Origin of the sequence: Massilia horti (genome assembly GCF_004614195.1) — a bacterium.
Lineage (GTDB): Bacteria > Pseudomonadota > Gammaproteobacteria > Burkholderiales > Burkholderiaceae_D > Telluria > Telluria horti.
This window is the reverse complement of record NZ_SPUM01000039.1, coordinates 1-14889: the sequence shown is the minus strand read 5'-3', so window position 1 is coordinate 14889 and position 14889 is coordinate 1. Positions and strand designations below refer to the sequence as shown.

13 protein-coding genes are annotated in these 14889 nt (G+C 65.6%); 8 read left to right on the top strand and 5 right to left on the bottom strand.

All coding sequences use genetic code 11. The annotated features are described in order from the left end of the window. Positions 1-9 precede the first annotated feature (9 nt). From E4O92_RS06625 to E4O92_RS06595, 7 genes are all read left to right on the top strand, one after another. Positions 10-1473: an efflux transporter outer membrane subunit gene (locus E4O92_RS06625; RefSeq protein WP_135188971.1), complete on the top strand. Its 1464-nt coding sequence runs from the start codon at positions 10-12 to the stop codon at positions 1471-1473. Positions 1474-1733: 260 nt separating this feature from the next. Further along, positions 1734-3470 (top strand): DUF8614 domain-containing protein, encoded by a 1737-nt coding sequence (locus tag E4O92_RS06620; RefSeq protein ID WP_135188970.1) that lies wholly within the window; start codon positions 1734-1736, stop codon positions 3468-3470. Between the two features lie 355 nt (positions 3471-3825). After that, complete coding sequence (locus tag E4O92_RS06615; protein WP_135188969.1) at positions 3826-4512, top strand: NUDIX hydrolase; 687 nt, start codon at positions 3826-3828, stop codon at positions 4510-4512. Between the two features lie 111 nt (positions 4513-4623). Beyond that, positions 4624-5568, top strand: a complete 945-nt coding sequence (locus E4O92_RS06610) for a BON domain-containing protein (protein WP_167759717.1) — start codon at positions 4624-4626, stop codon at positions 5566-5568. 248 nt (positions 5569-5816) lie between these two features. Next, positions 5817-6653, top strand: a complete 837-nt coding sequence (locus E4O92_RS06605) for an HDOD domain-containing protein (protein ID WP_135188967.1) — start codon at positions 5817-5819, stop codon at positions 6651-6653. 230 nt (positions 6654-6883) lie between these two features. Then, on the top strand, positions 6884-8248 hold the full coding sequence (locus E4O92_RS06600; protein WP_229483106.1) for an NfeD family protein: 1365 nt from the start codon (positions 6884-6886) through the stop codon (positions 8246-8248). A gap of 1 nt (position 8249) precedes the next feature. Further along, positions 8250-9020, top strand: a complete 771-nt coding sequence (locus E4O92_RS06595; RefSeq protein WP_135188966.1) for a slipin family protein — start codon at positions 8250-8252, stop codon at positions 9018-9020. A gap of 223 nt (positions 9021-9243) precedes the next feature. Here the strand turns inward: E4O92_RS06595 and E4O92_RS06590 are convergent, their stop codons facing one another. Next, complete coding sequence (locus E4O92_RS06590) at positions 9244-10173, bottom strand: LysR family transcriptional regulator (RefSeq protein WP_135188965.1); 930 nt, start codon at positions 10171-10173, stop codon at positions 9244-9246. A gap of 91 nt (positions 10174-10264) precedes the next feature. On the opposite strand from E4O92_RS06590, the gene E4O92_RS06585 reads away from it, so the two are divergent. Then, entirely contained in the window at positions 10265-10840 is a 576-nt protein-coding gene (locus E4O92_RS06585; RefSeq protein ID WP_135188964.1) for a cysteine hydrolase family protein, read from the top strand. Between the two features lie 197 nt (positions 10841-11037). Here E4O92_RS06585 and E4O92_RS06580 read toward each other — a convergent pair whose 3' ends face one another. The 4 genes from E4O92_RS06580 to rhlP form a co-directional block, all read right to left on the bottom strand. Continuing rightward, positions 11038-12198 carry an MFS transporter gene (locus E4O92_RS06580; protein ID WP_135188963.1) on the bottom strand — a complete coding sequence of 387 codons (1161 nt, stop codon included), beginning with the start codon at positions 12196-12198 and terminating at the stop codon, positions 11038-11040. 328 nt (positions 12199-12526) lie between these two features. Next, positions 12527-13129, bottom strand: coding sequence for an IMPACT family protein (locus E4O92_RS06575; protein WP_135188962.1), 603 nt, complete (start codon positions 13127-13129; stop codon positions 12527-12529). Between the two features lie 63 nt (positions 13130-13192). After that, on the bottom strand, positions 13193-13795 hold the full coding sequence (gene rrtA, locus E4O92_RS06570) for a rhombosortase (protein ID WP_135188961.1): 603 nt from the start codon (positions 13793-13795) through the stop codon (positions 13193-13195). Next, on the bottom strand, positions 13770-14600 hold the full coding sequence (gene rhlP / locus E4O92_RS06565) for a rhombotarget lipoprotein (RefSeq protein WP_135188960.1): 831 nt from the start codon (positions 14598-14600) through the stop codon (positions 13770-13772). The genes rrtA and rhlP overlap by 26 nt, the downstream gene beginning before the upstream one ends. Positions 14601-14889: the final 289 nt, after the last annotated feature.

The following is a 14889-nucleotide window of genomic DNA, read 5'->3' as shown; positions in this document are numbered from 1 at the left end:
AGAAAAACAATGTTCAAGCCTATTGCACAGATCGCGCTGGCGGCATCGGTTGCCGCGGCGCTGGCCGGATGCGGCACCGTCGGGCACGATTTCGTCGCGCCCAAGAACGAGCAGGCGTCCGGCTACCGCCACCTGCCGGTCGCACAGACCGATACTGCGCGCCTGCCGGCCGACTGGTGGACCGTGTTCGGCGACGCCACCCTCACCACGCTGGAGCAGCGCGCGCTGCGCGACAACCCGGGCGCGAAGGCGGCGGCGCAGCGGCTGCTGCAGGCGCAGGCCCAACTGGGCGTGACGCGCGCCGCGCAAATGCCGACGGTGAGTGCGGCGGCCGGCATATCGAACTCGCGCAGCTCGGCCGAGACCTCGACCGCGCTGGCGATGGGCGGTCGCACCATCAAGGGCAATAACTACCAGGTGGGCGCTTCGCTGTCGTACGAACTGGACCTGTGGGGCCGCGTGCGGCGGGTGGTCGAAGCCGCCGACGCGCAGGCGCTGGCGGCGCAGGACGACCGCGACGGCGTGCTGCTGATGCTGTCTGGCCAGGTGGCGCAGACCTACTGGCAGTTGCGCGGTCTCGACACCGAGGCCGGCATCCTGCAAAACGCGCTGGCGACGCGGCGCGAATCGGAACAACTGGTCGAAGCGCGCTTTAATGCCGGCCTGTCGAACGAACTGGACGTTTCGCGTGCTCGCATCGAGCGCGCCAACGCCGAAGCCGACCTGCACGAGGTGCGGCGCCAGCGTAACCTGCTCGAGCACGCGCTCGCCACGCTGGTCGGCGCATCGCCCAGCGAGCCGCTGCTCGCCAGCAGCCAGGATGCGCAACTGCCGCAGCCCCCGGCGATCCCGGTCGGCCTGCCGGCCAGCCTGCTTGGACAGCGTCCGGACCTGGCATCGAGCGTGGCCGGCCTGAAGGCGGCCAATGCGCAAGTGGGCGTGGCCGAAGGAGCGTTCTACCCGTCGCTGTCGCTGACCGGGAACTTTGGCTTTGCATCCGAGAGCCTGCGCAATCTGGCGAGCGGGGACGCGCGCCAGTTCTCGATCGGGCCGCTGGCGCTGTCGCTGCCAGTGTTCGACGGTGGCCGCAACCGCGCCAACCTGGCGCTGGCCAAGGCGCGCTATGAGGAAGCGGTGGCGAATCACGAGGCGCGGCTGTTGACGGCGCTGCGTGAAGTCGAGGATGCGCTGTCGGATGTTCAGGAACGCCAGCAGCAGGGGCAAGCACAGGCACAGGCGCAGCAGGCCGCGACGCGCGCGCTGCAGGTGGCGCAAGCGCGCTACGAGCGTGGCGTCTCAACCTATCTGGACGTGACCGATGCCCAGCGCAGCGCGTTGGGAGCAGACCGTGCAGCGGCGCAGATTCGCACGCAGCGACTGCTGGCCGCGGTGGCGGTGGCGCGTGCGCTGGGTGGCGGCTGGAGCCAGCAACCGCCGCTGGCGACGATTGCGCAGGGCAGCTGGTTCAAGTGACATCGTAGGGTGCGCACCCGTGCGCACGCGGTTCGCGAACGCAGCGTAGTGGAACCGCAGCCGCCAGTCAGCGGTACGTGCGTGTGCAGGAGCCAACGGCATGCATCCGTACCGCGTGCGCACAGGTGCGCACCCTACGCCTCGTTTTCGTGCACGTATTTATGCGTGCCGAAGCCACGGGCATACATACGCAATTCCTCATTGTTCCCAGCCCTGAAAGGATTACAATCGCCCAGTTATCCTTCCACCACAAGGGACCCATGAAGACCATCCTCGCTCCTCTCGTCCTGGCCGCCGCGGTCACCACCGCCTTCGCTGCCGAGACCCCAACCCGCCCGGCCGGTCCGGCCTCCGTCAATGAACTGAACGCGATGGCCAAGCGCTTCGCGCCGGTCGATCTCACCGCCGACACTTCCGCGCTGTCGGCCGGCGACCGGGTCGCCATCGAAAAGCTGATCGAAGCGGCAAAGATCATCGACACGCTGCAGCTGCGCCAGCGCTGGGCGAACAACGAGGCCCTGTGGGCGGCGCTCAAGAAGGACAACAGCGCACTGGGCGTCGCGCGCCAGAACTACTTCTGGATCAACAAGGGGCCGTGGTCCATCATCGACGACAACAAGTCTTTCATGCCCGCCGAGTATGCCGGCATCGCGATCCCCGAAAAGCCGCACGGCGCCAACTTCTATCCCGCCGGTGCGACCAAGCAGGTGCTGGAAACCTGGATGAACGCGCTGCCGCCGAAGGAGAAGGAGCAGGCCCAGTGGTTCTACACGGTGATCCGCACCGGCCCCGACGGCAAGTTCAAGACCGTCAAGTATTCGGACGAGTACCGCCCCGAGCTGGAAAAGCTGGCCAAGCTGCTGAAGGAAGCGGCTTCCGCCACCGGTAATGCGTCGCTGAAGAAGTTCCTGAACCTGCGTGCCGACGCCTTCCTGTCCAACGACTACCGCGAATCCGACTTTGCGTGGATGGACCTCGATTCGCCGGTCGACGTGACCATTGGGCCGTACGAGACCTATAACGACGAACTGTTCGGCTACAAGGCCGCGTTCGAGGCGTACGTGAACATCCGTGATCCGAAGGAGACGCAGAAGCTGGGCTTCTTCGGCAAGCACATGCAGGAGCTGGAAGACAATCTGCCGCTCGATAAGCAGTACCGCAATCCCAAGGTCGGCGCGATTGCGCCGATGGTGGTGGTGAACCAGGTCTACGGCGCCGGGGACGGCAATATGGGCATCCAGACCGCCGCCTACAACCTGCCCAACGACGAGTTTGTGATCAGCAAGCGCGGCTCCAAGCGCGTGATGCTCAAGAACGTCCAGCAGGCCAAGTTCGAGTCGACCTTAAAGCCCATCACCCAGCTCGTGCTGCGGCCGCAGGACCAGAAGGACCTGGACTTCGATTCCTTCTTCACCCACATCCTGGCGCACGAGATCACGCACGGCCTCGGCCCGCACGTCACCAGGCATGACGGCAAGGAGTCGACGCCGCGCCAGGACCTGAAGGAGGCCTATTCGACGATCGAGGAAGCCAAGGCCGACGTTACCGGCCTGTGGGCGCTGTCGTACATGATGGACAAGGGCCAGCTGAAGGACACGCTGGGGCAGGGCGAGGCGGCCGAGCGCAAGCTGTACAACACCTTCCTCGCCTCGGCGTTTCGCACGCTGCACTTCGGGCTGACCGATTCGCATGCACGCGGCATGGCGATCCAGATGAACTACCTGCTCGACAAGGGTGGCTTCGTGTCGCACGGGGACGGCACGTTCTCGGTCGACTTCAAGAAGATCAAGCAGGCGGTGGCGGACCTTGACCGCGAATTCCTGACGATCGAAGCGACCGGCGATTACGCCCGGGCCCGCGCGATGATGGCGAAATACGTGGTGATCCGCCCGGACGTGCAGAAGGCGCTCGACAAGATGAAGGCAGTGCCGAACGATATCCGGCCTGCGTTCGTGACCGCCACAGCGCTGACGGCAGCCGCGCCCGCAAAGCGCTGACCGTTCGGCGGCCATAGCTGTAGGGTGGGCGGGGTAAAGTTAGCCAGTGGCTAACTTTACGAACGCCCACGCGTTCAAACAGACTGTATTGCCGACCGCATGGCGACGACTCTGCGCCGGCCCAAAATCGTCGTGCCCGCGCAGGCGGGGACCCATGCTGAGCGTCATTTTGCGCTGCCTATGGGTTCCCGCCTGCGCGGGAACGACGTGCTATCTTCATCATCCGGAAAAAGCGCGCGATGGCAAATCCGCCAAGCTTGATTTTCTTAACAGGGAGAAAAATTTTCTTCTTCAAGGGGTTGATTTCGGGCCTAGAATTGCCTCATGGCATTTCTTGGTTTCAATGGAGTCCCCGATGTTCAAGCCCCTCCTTGTTTCTCTCTGCCTGCTTGCCGGCGTTGCCGGCGCCGTCGAACTGACCGATCAGGAAATGCGCTGGCTCAAGGCCGCCGGGCCGGTGCTGGCCTATGCGCAGCAGATCGAGTTGCCTATCGAAATCATCGTCCAGCCGCAAGCCAAGACGGGCGACGTGCCGCTCGCGGCCGGCTTTCGTGACGGGCGCTGCCTGCTGGTGCTGTCGCTGCGCGGCAACGCCAATGCCGAATCGGTGCTCGCCAAGGTGGCGCAAGACCAGCGCGGCGAACTGATCGAGGCAATGGCGGCGCATGAAGTCGCGCATTGCTGGCGCTATGCGCAGGGCGCGTGGCACGCGTTGCCGGCCGGATTCGTCGAAGTGGGCGAGGAAACGGCGCCGAACGCCGAGCTGCTGGCCGCCGCCAAGGAAATGCGCGAAACCCGCCGCGAGGAGGGCTACGCCGACCTGGTGGCGCTGGCCTGGACCCATCACCGCCATCCGGCAAATTATGCCCGGGTCTACGACTGGCTGGCCGAGCTGCGGGCTGACCAACCGGTGGCGCGCGGCGGCCACGATACCCGCGCCTGGGTACGGCTGGCGCGCGACCCGGCCCGGTTCGGTGACGCCAAGAGGCCGTTCGAGGATGCCGCAGCCCTGTGGCGCGAGGGCCTGCTCAGCAACGACTAGCGTCCGCGGCAGAAAAGTGTGGTTTTTTCAATAATGTTCGTTATCGCACAGATTGCTACAGTGGCCAGGCGTTAAATAATGCCATCACAACAATCGATAAGGGACACCACCATGAAAACGCTCATTGCCGCCGTGCTGGCCGCCACAGCCGGCGCCAGCTTCGCCGCCGCGCCAACTGCCGCACTGAACCACGATCCCGCCACTTATCGCAACCTGGCACAAAAGGCGGAGGCGGACTACAAGGCCGCCGTGGCCAAGTGCAACAGCATGAGCGGCCACGACAAGTCCGTGTGCACGGCCGAAGCCAAGGCCGCGCGCGCCCATGCCGAGGCCGATGCGTTGGCCAAGTACAACAGCACGCCCGCAGGCCGCCAGAAATCGCTGACCCGGGTGGCGGAAGCGGACTACGCCGCCGCCAAGGCCAGGTGTGAAGGCAAGAACGCCGCCGAAAAGGATGAGTGCCTGAACAACGCCAAGTCGGCCCGCGACACGGCACTGGCCGATGCCAAGGCCCAGAGCCAGGCTTCTGCCTCGGCCGTGGAAAGGTGCGTGCAGGCCGGCGGCAACGCCACTACCGGCTGCGTCGTTGGCAAACCCAGCCCGGTGGTCGCCAACGCCGCCGCAACCGGCGCCGAGGTGGCCGACCGTACCGAAATCGCCGCCGAGAAGGCGGCGGAGAAGACCCGGGTGGCCGCACATAATGCGGCGGAAACGACCAAGGAGCTAGCCAACAACGCGGCCGAAAAGACCAAGCAGGTTGCATCGACGGCCGCGCAGAAGACCGAAAACGCGATGGAGAAGGCTGGCGAGAAGACGCGCGAGGCAACGGAAACGGCCCGTGTCGCGGCGAACGACACCGCGATCACGAGCAAGGTGAAGGCCGACCTGGCCACCGAGCCGGATCTCAAGTCGTTGAGCATTCACGTGAAGACCGAGAACGGGGTCGTGATGCTGAGCGGCTTCGTCGACTCGAAGGATGAAGCCGACCGGGCGATCAAAGTCGCCAGGAGCGTCGAAGGCGTGACCAGCGTGAAGAGCGCGATCAAGGTCAAGTAAGCCGTTCGCAAGACCGGGGCGAGGGCATGGCGCCCTCGCACCGTAGGGGGCGCGGGGCCGCCGAGGACCTGTGCGCACGCGGTACGGTTCCTTACCGTTGGCTCCTGCATGCGCCGTGACTGGCGGCTGCCGCTCCACTGCTCCGCATTCGCGAACCGCGTGCGCACTGGTGCGCGCCCTACGCCCTTACTCAAGACCGAGGCCTGAAGGTCGGTCGAGCCGCGAGAGGCCAGAGGTATAATCGCGCGGTGAACAAAATTGAAGCCTTCGGATACATCGTCGCCCAGGCCGAACGCGGCGACATCACCTTTCCTACCAGCCTTGGCCCTGTACTGCGCCTGCAGCTCGCGCTGCAGGATCCGGACTGCCATGTCGAGGACGCGATCCAGCTCCTGCTGGCCGAGCCGCAGCTGGCTGCCCGTACCGTCGCGCTGGCCAACAGCGCGGCATTCGGCGGCACTGGCACACCAGTGACCAGCGTACGTGCCGCCGTTGCGCGGGTCGGCTACCGCCGCCTGCATGCGATGGTCACGGTGCTGATGGTGCGCCAGTTCGGCAGCTTCGTGCGCGACCCGCTGCTGCGCTCGAAACTGGCCCAGCTGTGGGAACACACCGTGTACGTGGCCGTGCTGGCCCAGGTGTTTGCGCAGCGCGTCACCTTCGTCGACCCGGACACGGCACTCTTCGCCGGCATCGTGCACGAAGTCGGCGGCTTCTACCTGCTCTCGCGCGCCGACGAGTTCCCCGGCCTCCTGGACGAGGATGCTGAGCGCTGGGGCGAGCTGTGCGAGGACGTGGTCAGCCGCGAGGTGATGAAGAGGCTGGCGATCCCGGACCCGGTGGCCGAGGCGATCGGCGAACTGCGCGACGGCTGGCTCAACATGCCGCCGACCTCGCTGCTCGACACGCTGCTGCTGGCAAACCAGTATGCCCCGGTTCCCTCGCCGCTGGGAATCGACGCGCCGCCGCTGCCGGAGCACACGGACAGCGTGCTGGACTTCGTGCTCGACGAACCGACCCTCAACCAGATCCTGCTCGAGGCCGGCCAGGCATACAATGCGATGCAGGCGGCGCTGCTGGTATAGTGTCCTGAATGACTAGTTCGTTGAATAAATATGGCGAGAATTAAACTGATACTGCGTCACAAATGCGCGCAAGGCCTCGGCCTTGCTGTGCTTTGTTCCTTGTCTCAGCTTGATTTCGCCACATTTATTTTTCAACGAACTAGTCATTCAGGACACTAGCCTCCGGAACCAAGGACGAGCCCCGCACTTCTAAGAACGGAGGGACACTTCGTCCCGTCGTGGGTGCAAACATGTTCCAACCGATGGCCGCCGCGCTGGTCAGGGTTTTGCGCGGCTGGCGCTTTGTGCTGGCGGCGCTGCTGCTCGCCGGCTGGCCCGCAGCCCGCGCAGCGGCGAGCGCGCCGGTGGTCCTGCTCACCGTCGACGGCGCGATCGGCCCAGCCTACGCCGACTATATCGTTCGCGGCATCAGCCGGGACGCCAGGCAGGGCAGCCAGCTCATCGTGCTGCAGATGGATACGCCGGGCGGCCTGGACACATCGATGCGCGCCATCATCCGCGCCATACTCGGCTCGCGCGTACCGGTAGCCTGCTATGTCGCACCGGGCGGTGCGCGTGCGGCCAGTGCCGGCACCTACATCCTGTACGCCTGCCACATCGCGGCAATGGCGCCCGGCACCAACCTCGGCGCGGCCACACCGGTCATGATCGGCGGGGGTGGCGGCGGGCAGCAGCGCGAGAAGGGCGCCGAACCGTCGCCGATGGAGCACAAGCAAATGAACGACGCGGCCGCCTACATCATCGGCCTGGCCCACCTGCGCGGCCGCAATGCCGACTGGGCGGAGCGCGCCGTGCGCGAAGCTGTCAGCCTGCCGGCCGAGGACGCGCTCAAGGCGCACGTGATCGACTTCATCGCCCCCAGCCTGCGGCAGTTGCTGGAGCAGCTGGACGGCAAGACGGTCAGCGTGCTGGGCGTGCCCCATGTGCTGCACACGGCCGCCGCCCCGGTCCTCGACTCCCAGCCCGACTGGCGCACCCGCCTGCTGGCGGCGATCACCAATCCGAGCGTCGCGCTGATCCTGATGACGGTCGGGATCTACGGCCTGATCTTCGAGTTCATGAACCCGGGCATGGTCGCGCCTGGCGTGACCGGCACCATCTGCCTGCTGCTGGCGCTGTATGGCCTGCAGCTGCTGCCCATCCATTACTCGGGGCTAGCGCTGATCTTCCTCGGCATCGCATTCATGATCGCGGAAGCCTTCCTGCCCACCTTCGGGGCGATCGGCATCGGCGGCGTAATCTCATTCGTGATCGGCGCGCTGATGCTGATCGATACCAGCCTGCCGGGCCTGGGCATTCCGCCCTACCTGATCGTCACGGTCGGCATCGTCGCCGCGCTCCTGCTCGGGACAACCGCCAACATCGCGCTGCGCACGCGCCGCCGAAAGCCGGTCACGGGTGCCGAGACGCTGATCGGTCTTGAAGCCGAAATGCTGGGCGACGCCGCGCCCGAAGGCTGGGCCAACGTCGGCGGCGAGACCTGGCGCGTGGTCAGCGCCACGCCACTAAGGCGCGCGCAGCGGGTGCGCGTGGTGGCGCGCCGCGGCCACGTGCTGGAAGTGGCGCCGCTCGACAATCACGCACAAGGAGCCTGAGATGCTGTTCCAGTTCAGTTTTGTCGTTGCCATCATCGTGATCCTGATTGTCGCGCTGCTTGCCAACTCAGTGCGCATCCTGCGCGAGTACGAGCGCGGCGTGGTGTTCCAGCTCGGGCGCTTCTGGGCGGTCAAGGGACCCGGCCTGATTCTCCTGATCCCGATTCTGCAGCAAATGGTGCGGGTCGACCTGCGTACGGTCGTGCACGACGTGCCCAAACAGGACGTGATCTCGCGCGACAACGTCTCGGTGCGAGTGTCGGCTGTGCTGTATTTTCGGGTGATCGACCCGGAGCGCGCGATCATCCAGGTCGCGAATTTTTTCGAAGCCACCAGCCAGCTCGCGCAGACCACGCTGCGCTCGGTGCTGGGCAAGCACGAGCTGGACGAAATGCTGGCTGCGCGCGAAAAGCTCAACATCGACATCCAGCAGGTGCTCGACGCCCAGACCGACGCCTGGGGCATCAAGGTCGCCAATGTCGAGATCAAGCACGTCGACCTGGACGAATCGATGGTGCGTGCGATCGCGCGCCAGGCCGAGGCCGAGCGCGAGCGGCGCGCCAAGGTGATCCACGCGGAGGGCGAGCTGCAGGCGTCCGAAAAGCTGATGCAGGCGGCGCAGGTGCTGGCGCAGCAGCGCGGATCGATGCAGCTGCGTTACCTGCAGACGCTGTCGACCATCGCGGGTGACAAGAGCTCGACGATCGTGTTCCCGCTGCCGCTGGAGCTGATGGGGAGCCTGATCGACCGGGCGCGGGGTGCCGAAGGGTAGGGTATTCTGCTCTGCGAAACGGCGCGCCCACAGGCTGCATGGTGTGCTGAAGGCGTAGGGTGCGCACCAGTGCGCACGCGGTCATCGTATGCGGACTCGCGGCGCGTGTACCAATGCGCTACGTTTGCGAACCGCGTGCGCACAGGTGCTCGCCGGCCGCGCGCCCCCTACGAACTTGCGACTCGTGTGCGAATGCGCACCTATACGCCCCCTGTTCGCATGCCTATTCCCAGCCTACGATCCCGGCCCGATACGCCTTGGTCTTCGCCACCACCTGCCGGTCGCGAATGAAGCGCACGACGGTTTTCGCCACCTGCTGGCGCATCGTGTCCGCCAGATGCGCCACGACGAGCTGCCGCCGCGCCGGAATCGGCAGCGGCAGGATTCTGACCTCGTCCGGTTCGGGAAACGTCGACAGCCGTGGCAGTATCGAATACCCCATCCCGCGCCCCACCAGCGCCGAAATGCTCGAGTGGTTCGAGAGGCTGCGGTTCGCCTGCGCCGCAAACCCCGCCGCCCGGCAGCGCGCCAGCACGGCCGCCGCCCCTGAACAAGCCAGCTCAATGAACGGCAGGCGATTGAGCTGATCCCAACCCGCGGCAGGATCGAGCTTCATCGATGCCGGCACCACCAGCACGTATGAATCCTGCACATAGGGCTGCGTGACGAATTCTTCCTCGACCGGCAACTGCGCAATCCCGATGTCGGCACGCCCCTGCCTGAGCGCCTCGGTCACGTCGGTTCGTTCGTAGCAGCCGTCGTCGATGTCGACCCGGATGTTCGGGTACTCGTGCGCCAGCGCCTCCAGCGCATACGGCAGCAGGTGCGTGCCCACGCTGCGAAAGCACGCGATGCGCACCTGTCCCGCCAATTCGCGCCCGTCGCGCACGGCCTCGAACAGGCTGTCCTCCAGGCGCAGCATCTGGCGCGCCTGGGCCAGCACCCGGTGCCCGGCATCGGTGGGAACCGAGCCGGAACGCGAGCGCACCAACAGCCGCGCGCCGAGGTCGTTTTCGAGCTCGGCGATCGCATGGCTGATGCGCGACTGGGTGCAATCGAGCCTGGCCGCGGCGCCGGAAAAGCTGCCGGCATCGGCCACGGCGACGAACATCCTGAGTTGGTTGAGCCTCATCTTGCCATCGAAATTCTTCATGGATGAGCTACCAATTATCTGGCATTTCGGTTGAGGCTGCATGCTGCATTGCAGGAGGATGGAGCCCTCACTTTTCATAGGAGGACACCAGATGACGCAACTGCCACCCAACGCCGCCCTGATCGTGATCGACGTGCAGCAAGCCTTCAACAATCCCAGCTGGGGCCAGCGCAACAACCCCGGGGCCGAGGACAACATCGCCGCGCTGCTGGACGGCTGGCGCCAGGCCGGTCTGCCGCTGTTTCACATCCATCACCGCTCCAAGCGCAAGGAGAGCCTGTTCCTTCCGGAAGCGCCGGGATTCGCGGTCAAGCCTGAGGCGCAGCCGCTAGCGGGCGAGCCGGTGATCTACAAGAGCGTCAATAGTGCATTCATCGGGACCGATCTCGAACAGCGCCTGCGCGAGGCGATGATCGAGACGGTGGTCATTTGCGGGCTCACCACCGATCACTGCGTATCGACCAGTACGCGCATGGCCGGCAACCTTGGTTTCGAAACCTTCATCGTGGCGGACGCCACCGCCACGTTCGAGCGGCGGGGACACGACGGCCGCCATTACACGGCGCAGCAGATTCACGATACCGCGCTGGCCAGCCTGAACCGCGAATTCGCCACCGTGGTGACGACCGAAGAAGTGCTGCGTCGCCTGCCGCAGGCGGCGCGATGAGGACTGCCTCGTTTCGGCTCGCGTCGTCGGTTTTTATCCGGCGGGAGCGAAACGAGAGGCACGGTCAACGTTAGCTGTGGGGCGTAGGGTGGGCGTTCGTAAAGTTGGCCACTGGCCAACTTTACCCCGCCCACCCTACGAACTCGCCTCTCCGGCTTTGTCGGGGGGAGTGAAACGAGACGAACGAAGCGGGGCAGTCAGGCGTGCTGACGGGCGCGCCCGTGGGCCATCAGCAGCAGCGACAGCAGCACGCCCGAGCCGGCGAGCGCCGCGGCCACCCATTGCGGCGACGCATACGAGTAGCCGAGCGTGAGCGGAATCCCGCCGAGGAAGGCGCCGGTCGCATTGCCGATGTTGAAGCCCGACTGGCCGAGCGAGGAGCCAAGCATTTCCGCTTCCTTCGCATGGCCGATCAGCAGCATCTGAACCGGCGGCCCCAGCGCCAGCGCGGTGGCGCCGGTGGCAAAGGCCAGCACCACCATCATCGGCTGCGAGTCGGCCAGGGACCCGGTCAGGAACAGCAGCACCACCATGGCGCAGAGCAGGATCACGATCGCGCGGATCGGATCGAAGCGGTCCGCGAGCCTGCCGCCGGCCAGCACGCCGACAGTCATGCCGACGCCGACCACGGTCATCAGCGCGGGAATTGCGCCGGCCGGGAACATCGTCACGTCGGTCAGCAGCGGCGCGATATAGCTGAACCAGGCGAAGAAGCCGCCGGTGCCGATCGACGTGATCGCGAGCGCCAGCCACAGGCCGGGGCGGCGGAAGATCTTCAGGTCCTGCACGAAGCTGCCGCCCGGCGCCGCCGCGAAATACGGCACCAGCCGATGCAGGCTGGCGGCGGTCAGCACGCCGATCGCGGCCACGATCAGGAACACCATGCGCCAGCTCAGGTTGTGGCCGAGCCAGGTGCCGAACGGCACCCCGAGCACATTCGCCACGGTCAGCCCGGCAAACATGGTCGCCACCGCGGCGGCGGTCTTGCCCTCGTCGGCCAGGCGCGACGCGACCACCGCACCGACGCCGAAGAAGGCGCCGTGCGGCAGGCCGGCCATGAAGCGGGACAGCATCAGCACGTGGAAATTGGGAGCAAACGCCGACAGGCCATTGAACGTGGCAAACATCAGCATGAACCAGATCAGCACGTTGCGCGGCGCCTGGCGCGCCAGCAGGCCGACCAGCGTCGGCGCGCCGACCACGACACCGAGGGCGTAGGCCGAGATCAGGTAACCGGCCTGCGGGATAGAAATCTGCAAACCGCGTGCAATGTCAGGCAGGATACCCATCATCACGAACTCGGTCATGCCGATACCGAAGCCGCCGAGGGCGAGGGGGACGAGGCTTTTCTTAATCACGCTAAATGGACGAACATGCCGGAAAACCGCCCACTATAGCGGCCCGGCCCGCGGCAGTCCGCTTTCGAATGGTGATGACGGGTATATCGAAATGTGGGGAAGCCTCAGCACTCGAGCCTTGGGGTCAGACCCTAATTGTTTGAAACTTCAGGGTGTTGCCGATTAATTCGACTCTGACCCTGACTCTGACCCCGATTGTTATTTAGGGTCAGACCCCGGGTCAGACCCTAATTGCTGGAAACTTCGGAAAGTTTCCAATTAATTTGACTCTGACCCCCATTGTTATTGTTGAAATGAGGAAAAGTTCCGGATAATTCGACTCTGACCCTCATTGCGGTGGCAGGTCGTCGTCGTGCCAGGCAAGCCGGCCGTGGCTGCCTTCGGACAGCCGCGTCACCAGCGCCGCCGCAGCCTGTTCCGGCAGGCTGAATGCGAATAGCACGTCGTTGCCGTGCGTGACCTCGTCGAGCGTGGCGCCGGCCAGGTCGATTTCACGGCGTACGAAACCTTCCAGCGCGTACGGCACGCTGCAGCGCAGGGCGCGCAGTTTGACGATCGCGATTTTCTCGGCTTGTAGCAGCGCTTGCGCCACGCTGTCGGTGTAGGCGCGCACCAGGCCGCCCGCGCCCAGCTTGACGCCGCCGAAGTAGCGCACCACGGTCGCGAGCACGCCCTCCAGGTCCTGGTGCCGCAGCACGTCGAGCATCGGACGGCCCGCGGTGCCGCTCGGCTCGCCGTCGTCGACCGCGGCCGATTGTCCGCCCGCGAGCAGCGCCCAGCACACGTGCGCCGCGCCCGGGTGCTGCGCCCGCAGTGCGGCCACCACTTGCTGCGCGCCGCTGCGGTCGGCCATCGGCTGTACGCACGCGAGGAAGCGGCTTTTCTTGATGACGAGTTCGTGGTGGACGGGAGCGGCGATCGTTTGGGGCATTGGGACGGCGAGGGCGATGTCTGCCCGGGCCGACTGTCGGCCCCGGCGCAAGCGCGCATTGTCTCACAGCCGGAGCGGCCCGGCGCTGCGCCACCTGGCCAGCGCAAGTATCGACACGCCGGACAGAGCGCCCAGCACATGCGACTGCCATGCCACCCTGGCGAATTCGGGGAGGACCGCGCTGGCAGACAGGCCGCCGCCGGCTTCGGCCAGGGTCTTGGCTGCAAACACGGATGCCAGCGCCACGACCAATACTTTCCAGGCCGAGCTTTCGCGCCACATCACCGCCGCGGCGAGCACCGCCGCCATCATGGCGATGCCCGATGCGCCGCGGTATTCGAGCATCGCCGGCGCGCTCGCGAGCAGCCCGAGCGAAATGAACGGGCCCCCGAGGATGAATGCGAGCAGCAGCCGGCGCGTGCCGACGACCGGTTCGGCCAGCGCGCCCATCGACAGCAGCACGAGCGCGTCGGTCACGGCTTGCGCGACGGAGAAGTGCACGAGGTGGCAGGTCCAGAGGCGCCACACCTCGCCTTTGAAGATGGCGCCGCGCTCGTAGGCCAGGTGCGCGAGCCAGGCCTCGGGCGCGAACGCCAGCACGACACAGGCGAACGCCAGCAGGCTGCTCGCCGGCGCGCGCTCAAGCAGCGGTACGGCGGCGCGCATGGCCGAAGACGAGGGCGCACAGCGCGAGCAGGGCGCCGATCCAGCCGAAGCTGCCACCGCCGCGATAGCCGTCCTTGTTCACGACCTTGTAGTTCGGGTCGTTCTTGATGCGTTCCCTGAAGCCGGCCAGTTCGGACTGGAGCTGCGGGATCAGCTGGTCCACCGCCAGCCGAAAGCCGTTGGCCTGCGCGTTGCGCGACTGCTCGCTGTAGCCGGCCATGGTGGCGGAGCCCTTGACCTGGCTGGTGCCCGGGGCGCGAAACAGCAGTTTGCGGCTCTTGACGTCGAAGACGGCGGCATCGACCAGCGTCTGGACATCGTAGCGGTCGCCCTTGATCACGTAAGCGCCCACGATGGTCCAATACAGCACGGCCAGCTCGTTGGTGTCGTTGAAGCTGACCTGGTCGTACGACAGCAGCGCCACCACCTCGACATTGAACATGCGCGACACCTGGTCGAGGTTGTCCCACCCGCCACGCGGCCTCAAGTACGCGCTCGGGATGATTTCGATATTGCCGATGTAGCTGTACTGCGAGAACGAGTCACGCACGCGCTCGAGCAGCCTGGTCTTTTCGGTCTCGGACAGGCCATCGCCCCGCGCCCCGGGCACGAAGGCGATACCGACGCGTACCGGCGGGCGCAGTTGAGTGGTCGTTGCCTGCATCGCCGGCGGCTCCTTGGCGTTCGGGTACAGGTAATCGACCAGGCTGCCCTCGTGGCGCGCGCTGTGGTTGCCCAACATCGAAGCGCAGCCGGCCAGCGCCGCCGCCACGATCCCTACAACGATATACCGAAGCAGAGCCATTTCGCACCTTTTTAAAATATTCACGAAGACAACATTTTGCCACGTGTTGTCGTTCAGAAAAGCTGCTGGTCGGTTTGGGATTGGATTTCGATACCGCGGGGTACGCCGGACGATACCGGGGGAATGAGGGCTTTGGACGACGACGGGAAGGCCAAGTGGACTGCTGCGGCTACGTGCAAGTGAACCGCCGGGTGCGCAGGCTCGACGTGCCGCCTGGGTTCGAGAAGGGAACGAAAACAAAAAAGGCGTCACGATCACTCGTAACGCCTTCATTTGCTACTGCTAAATT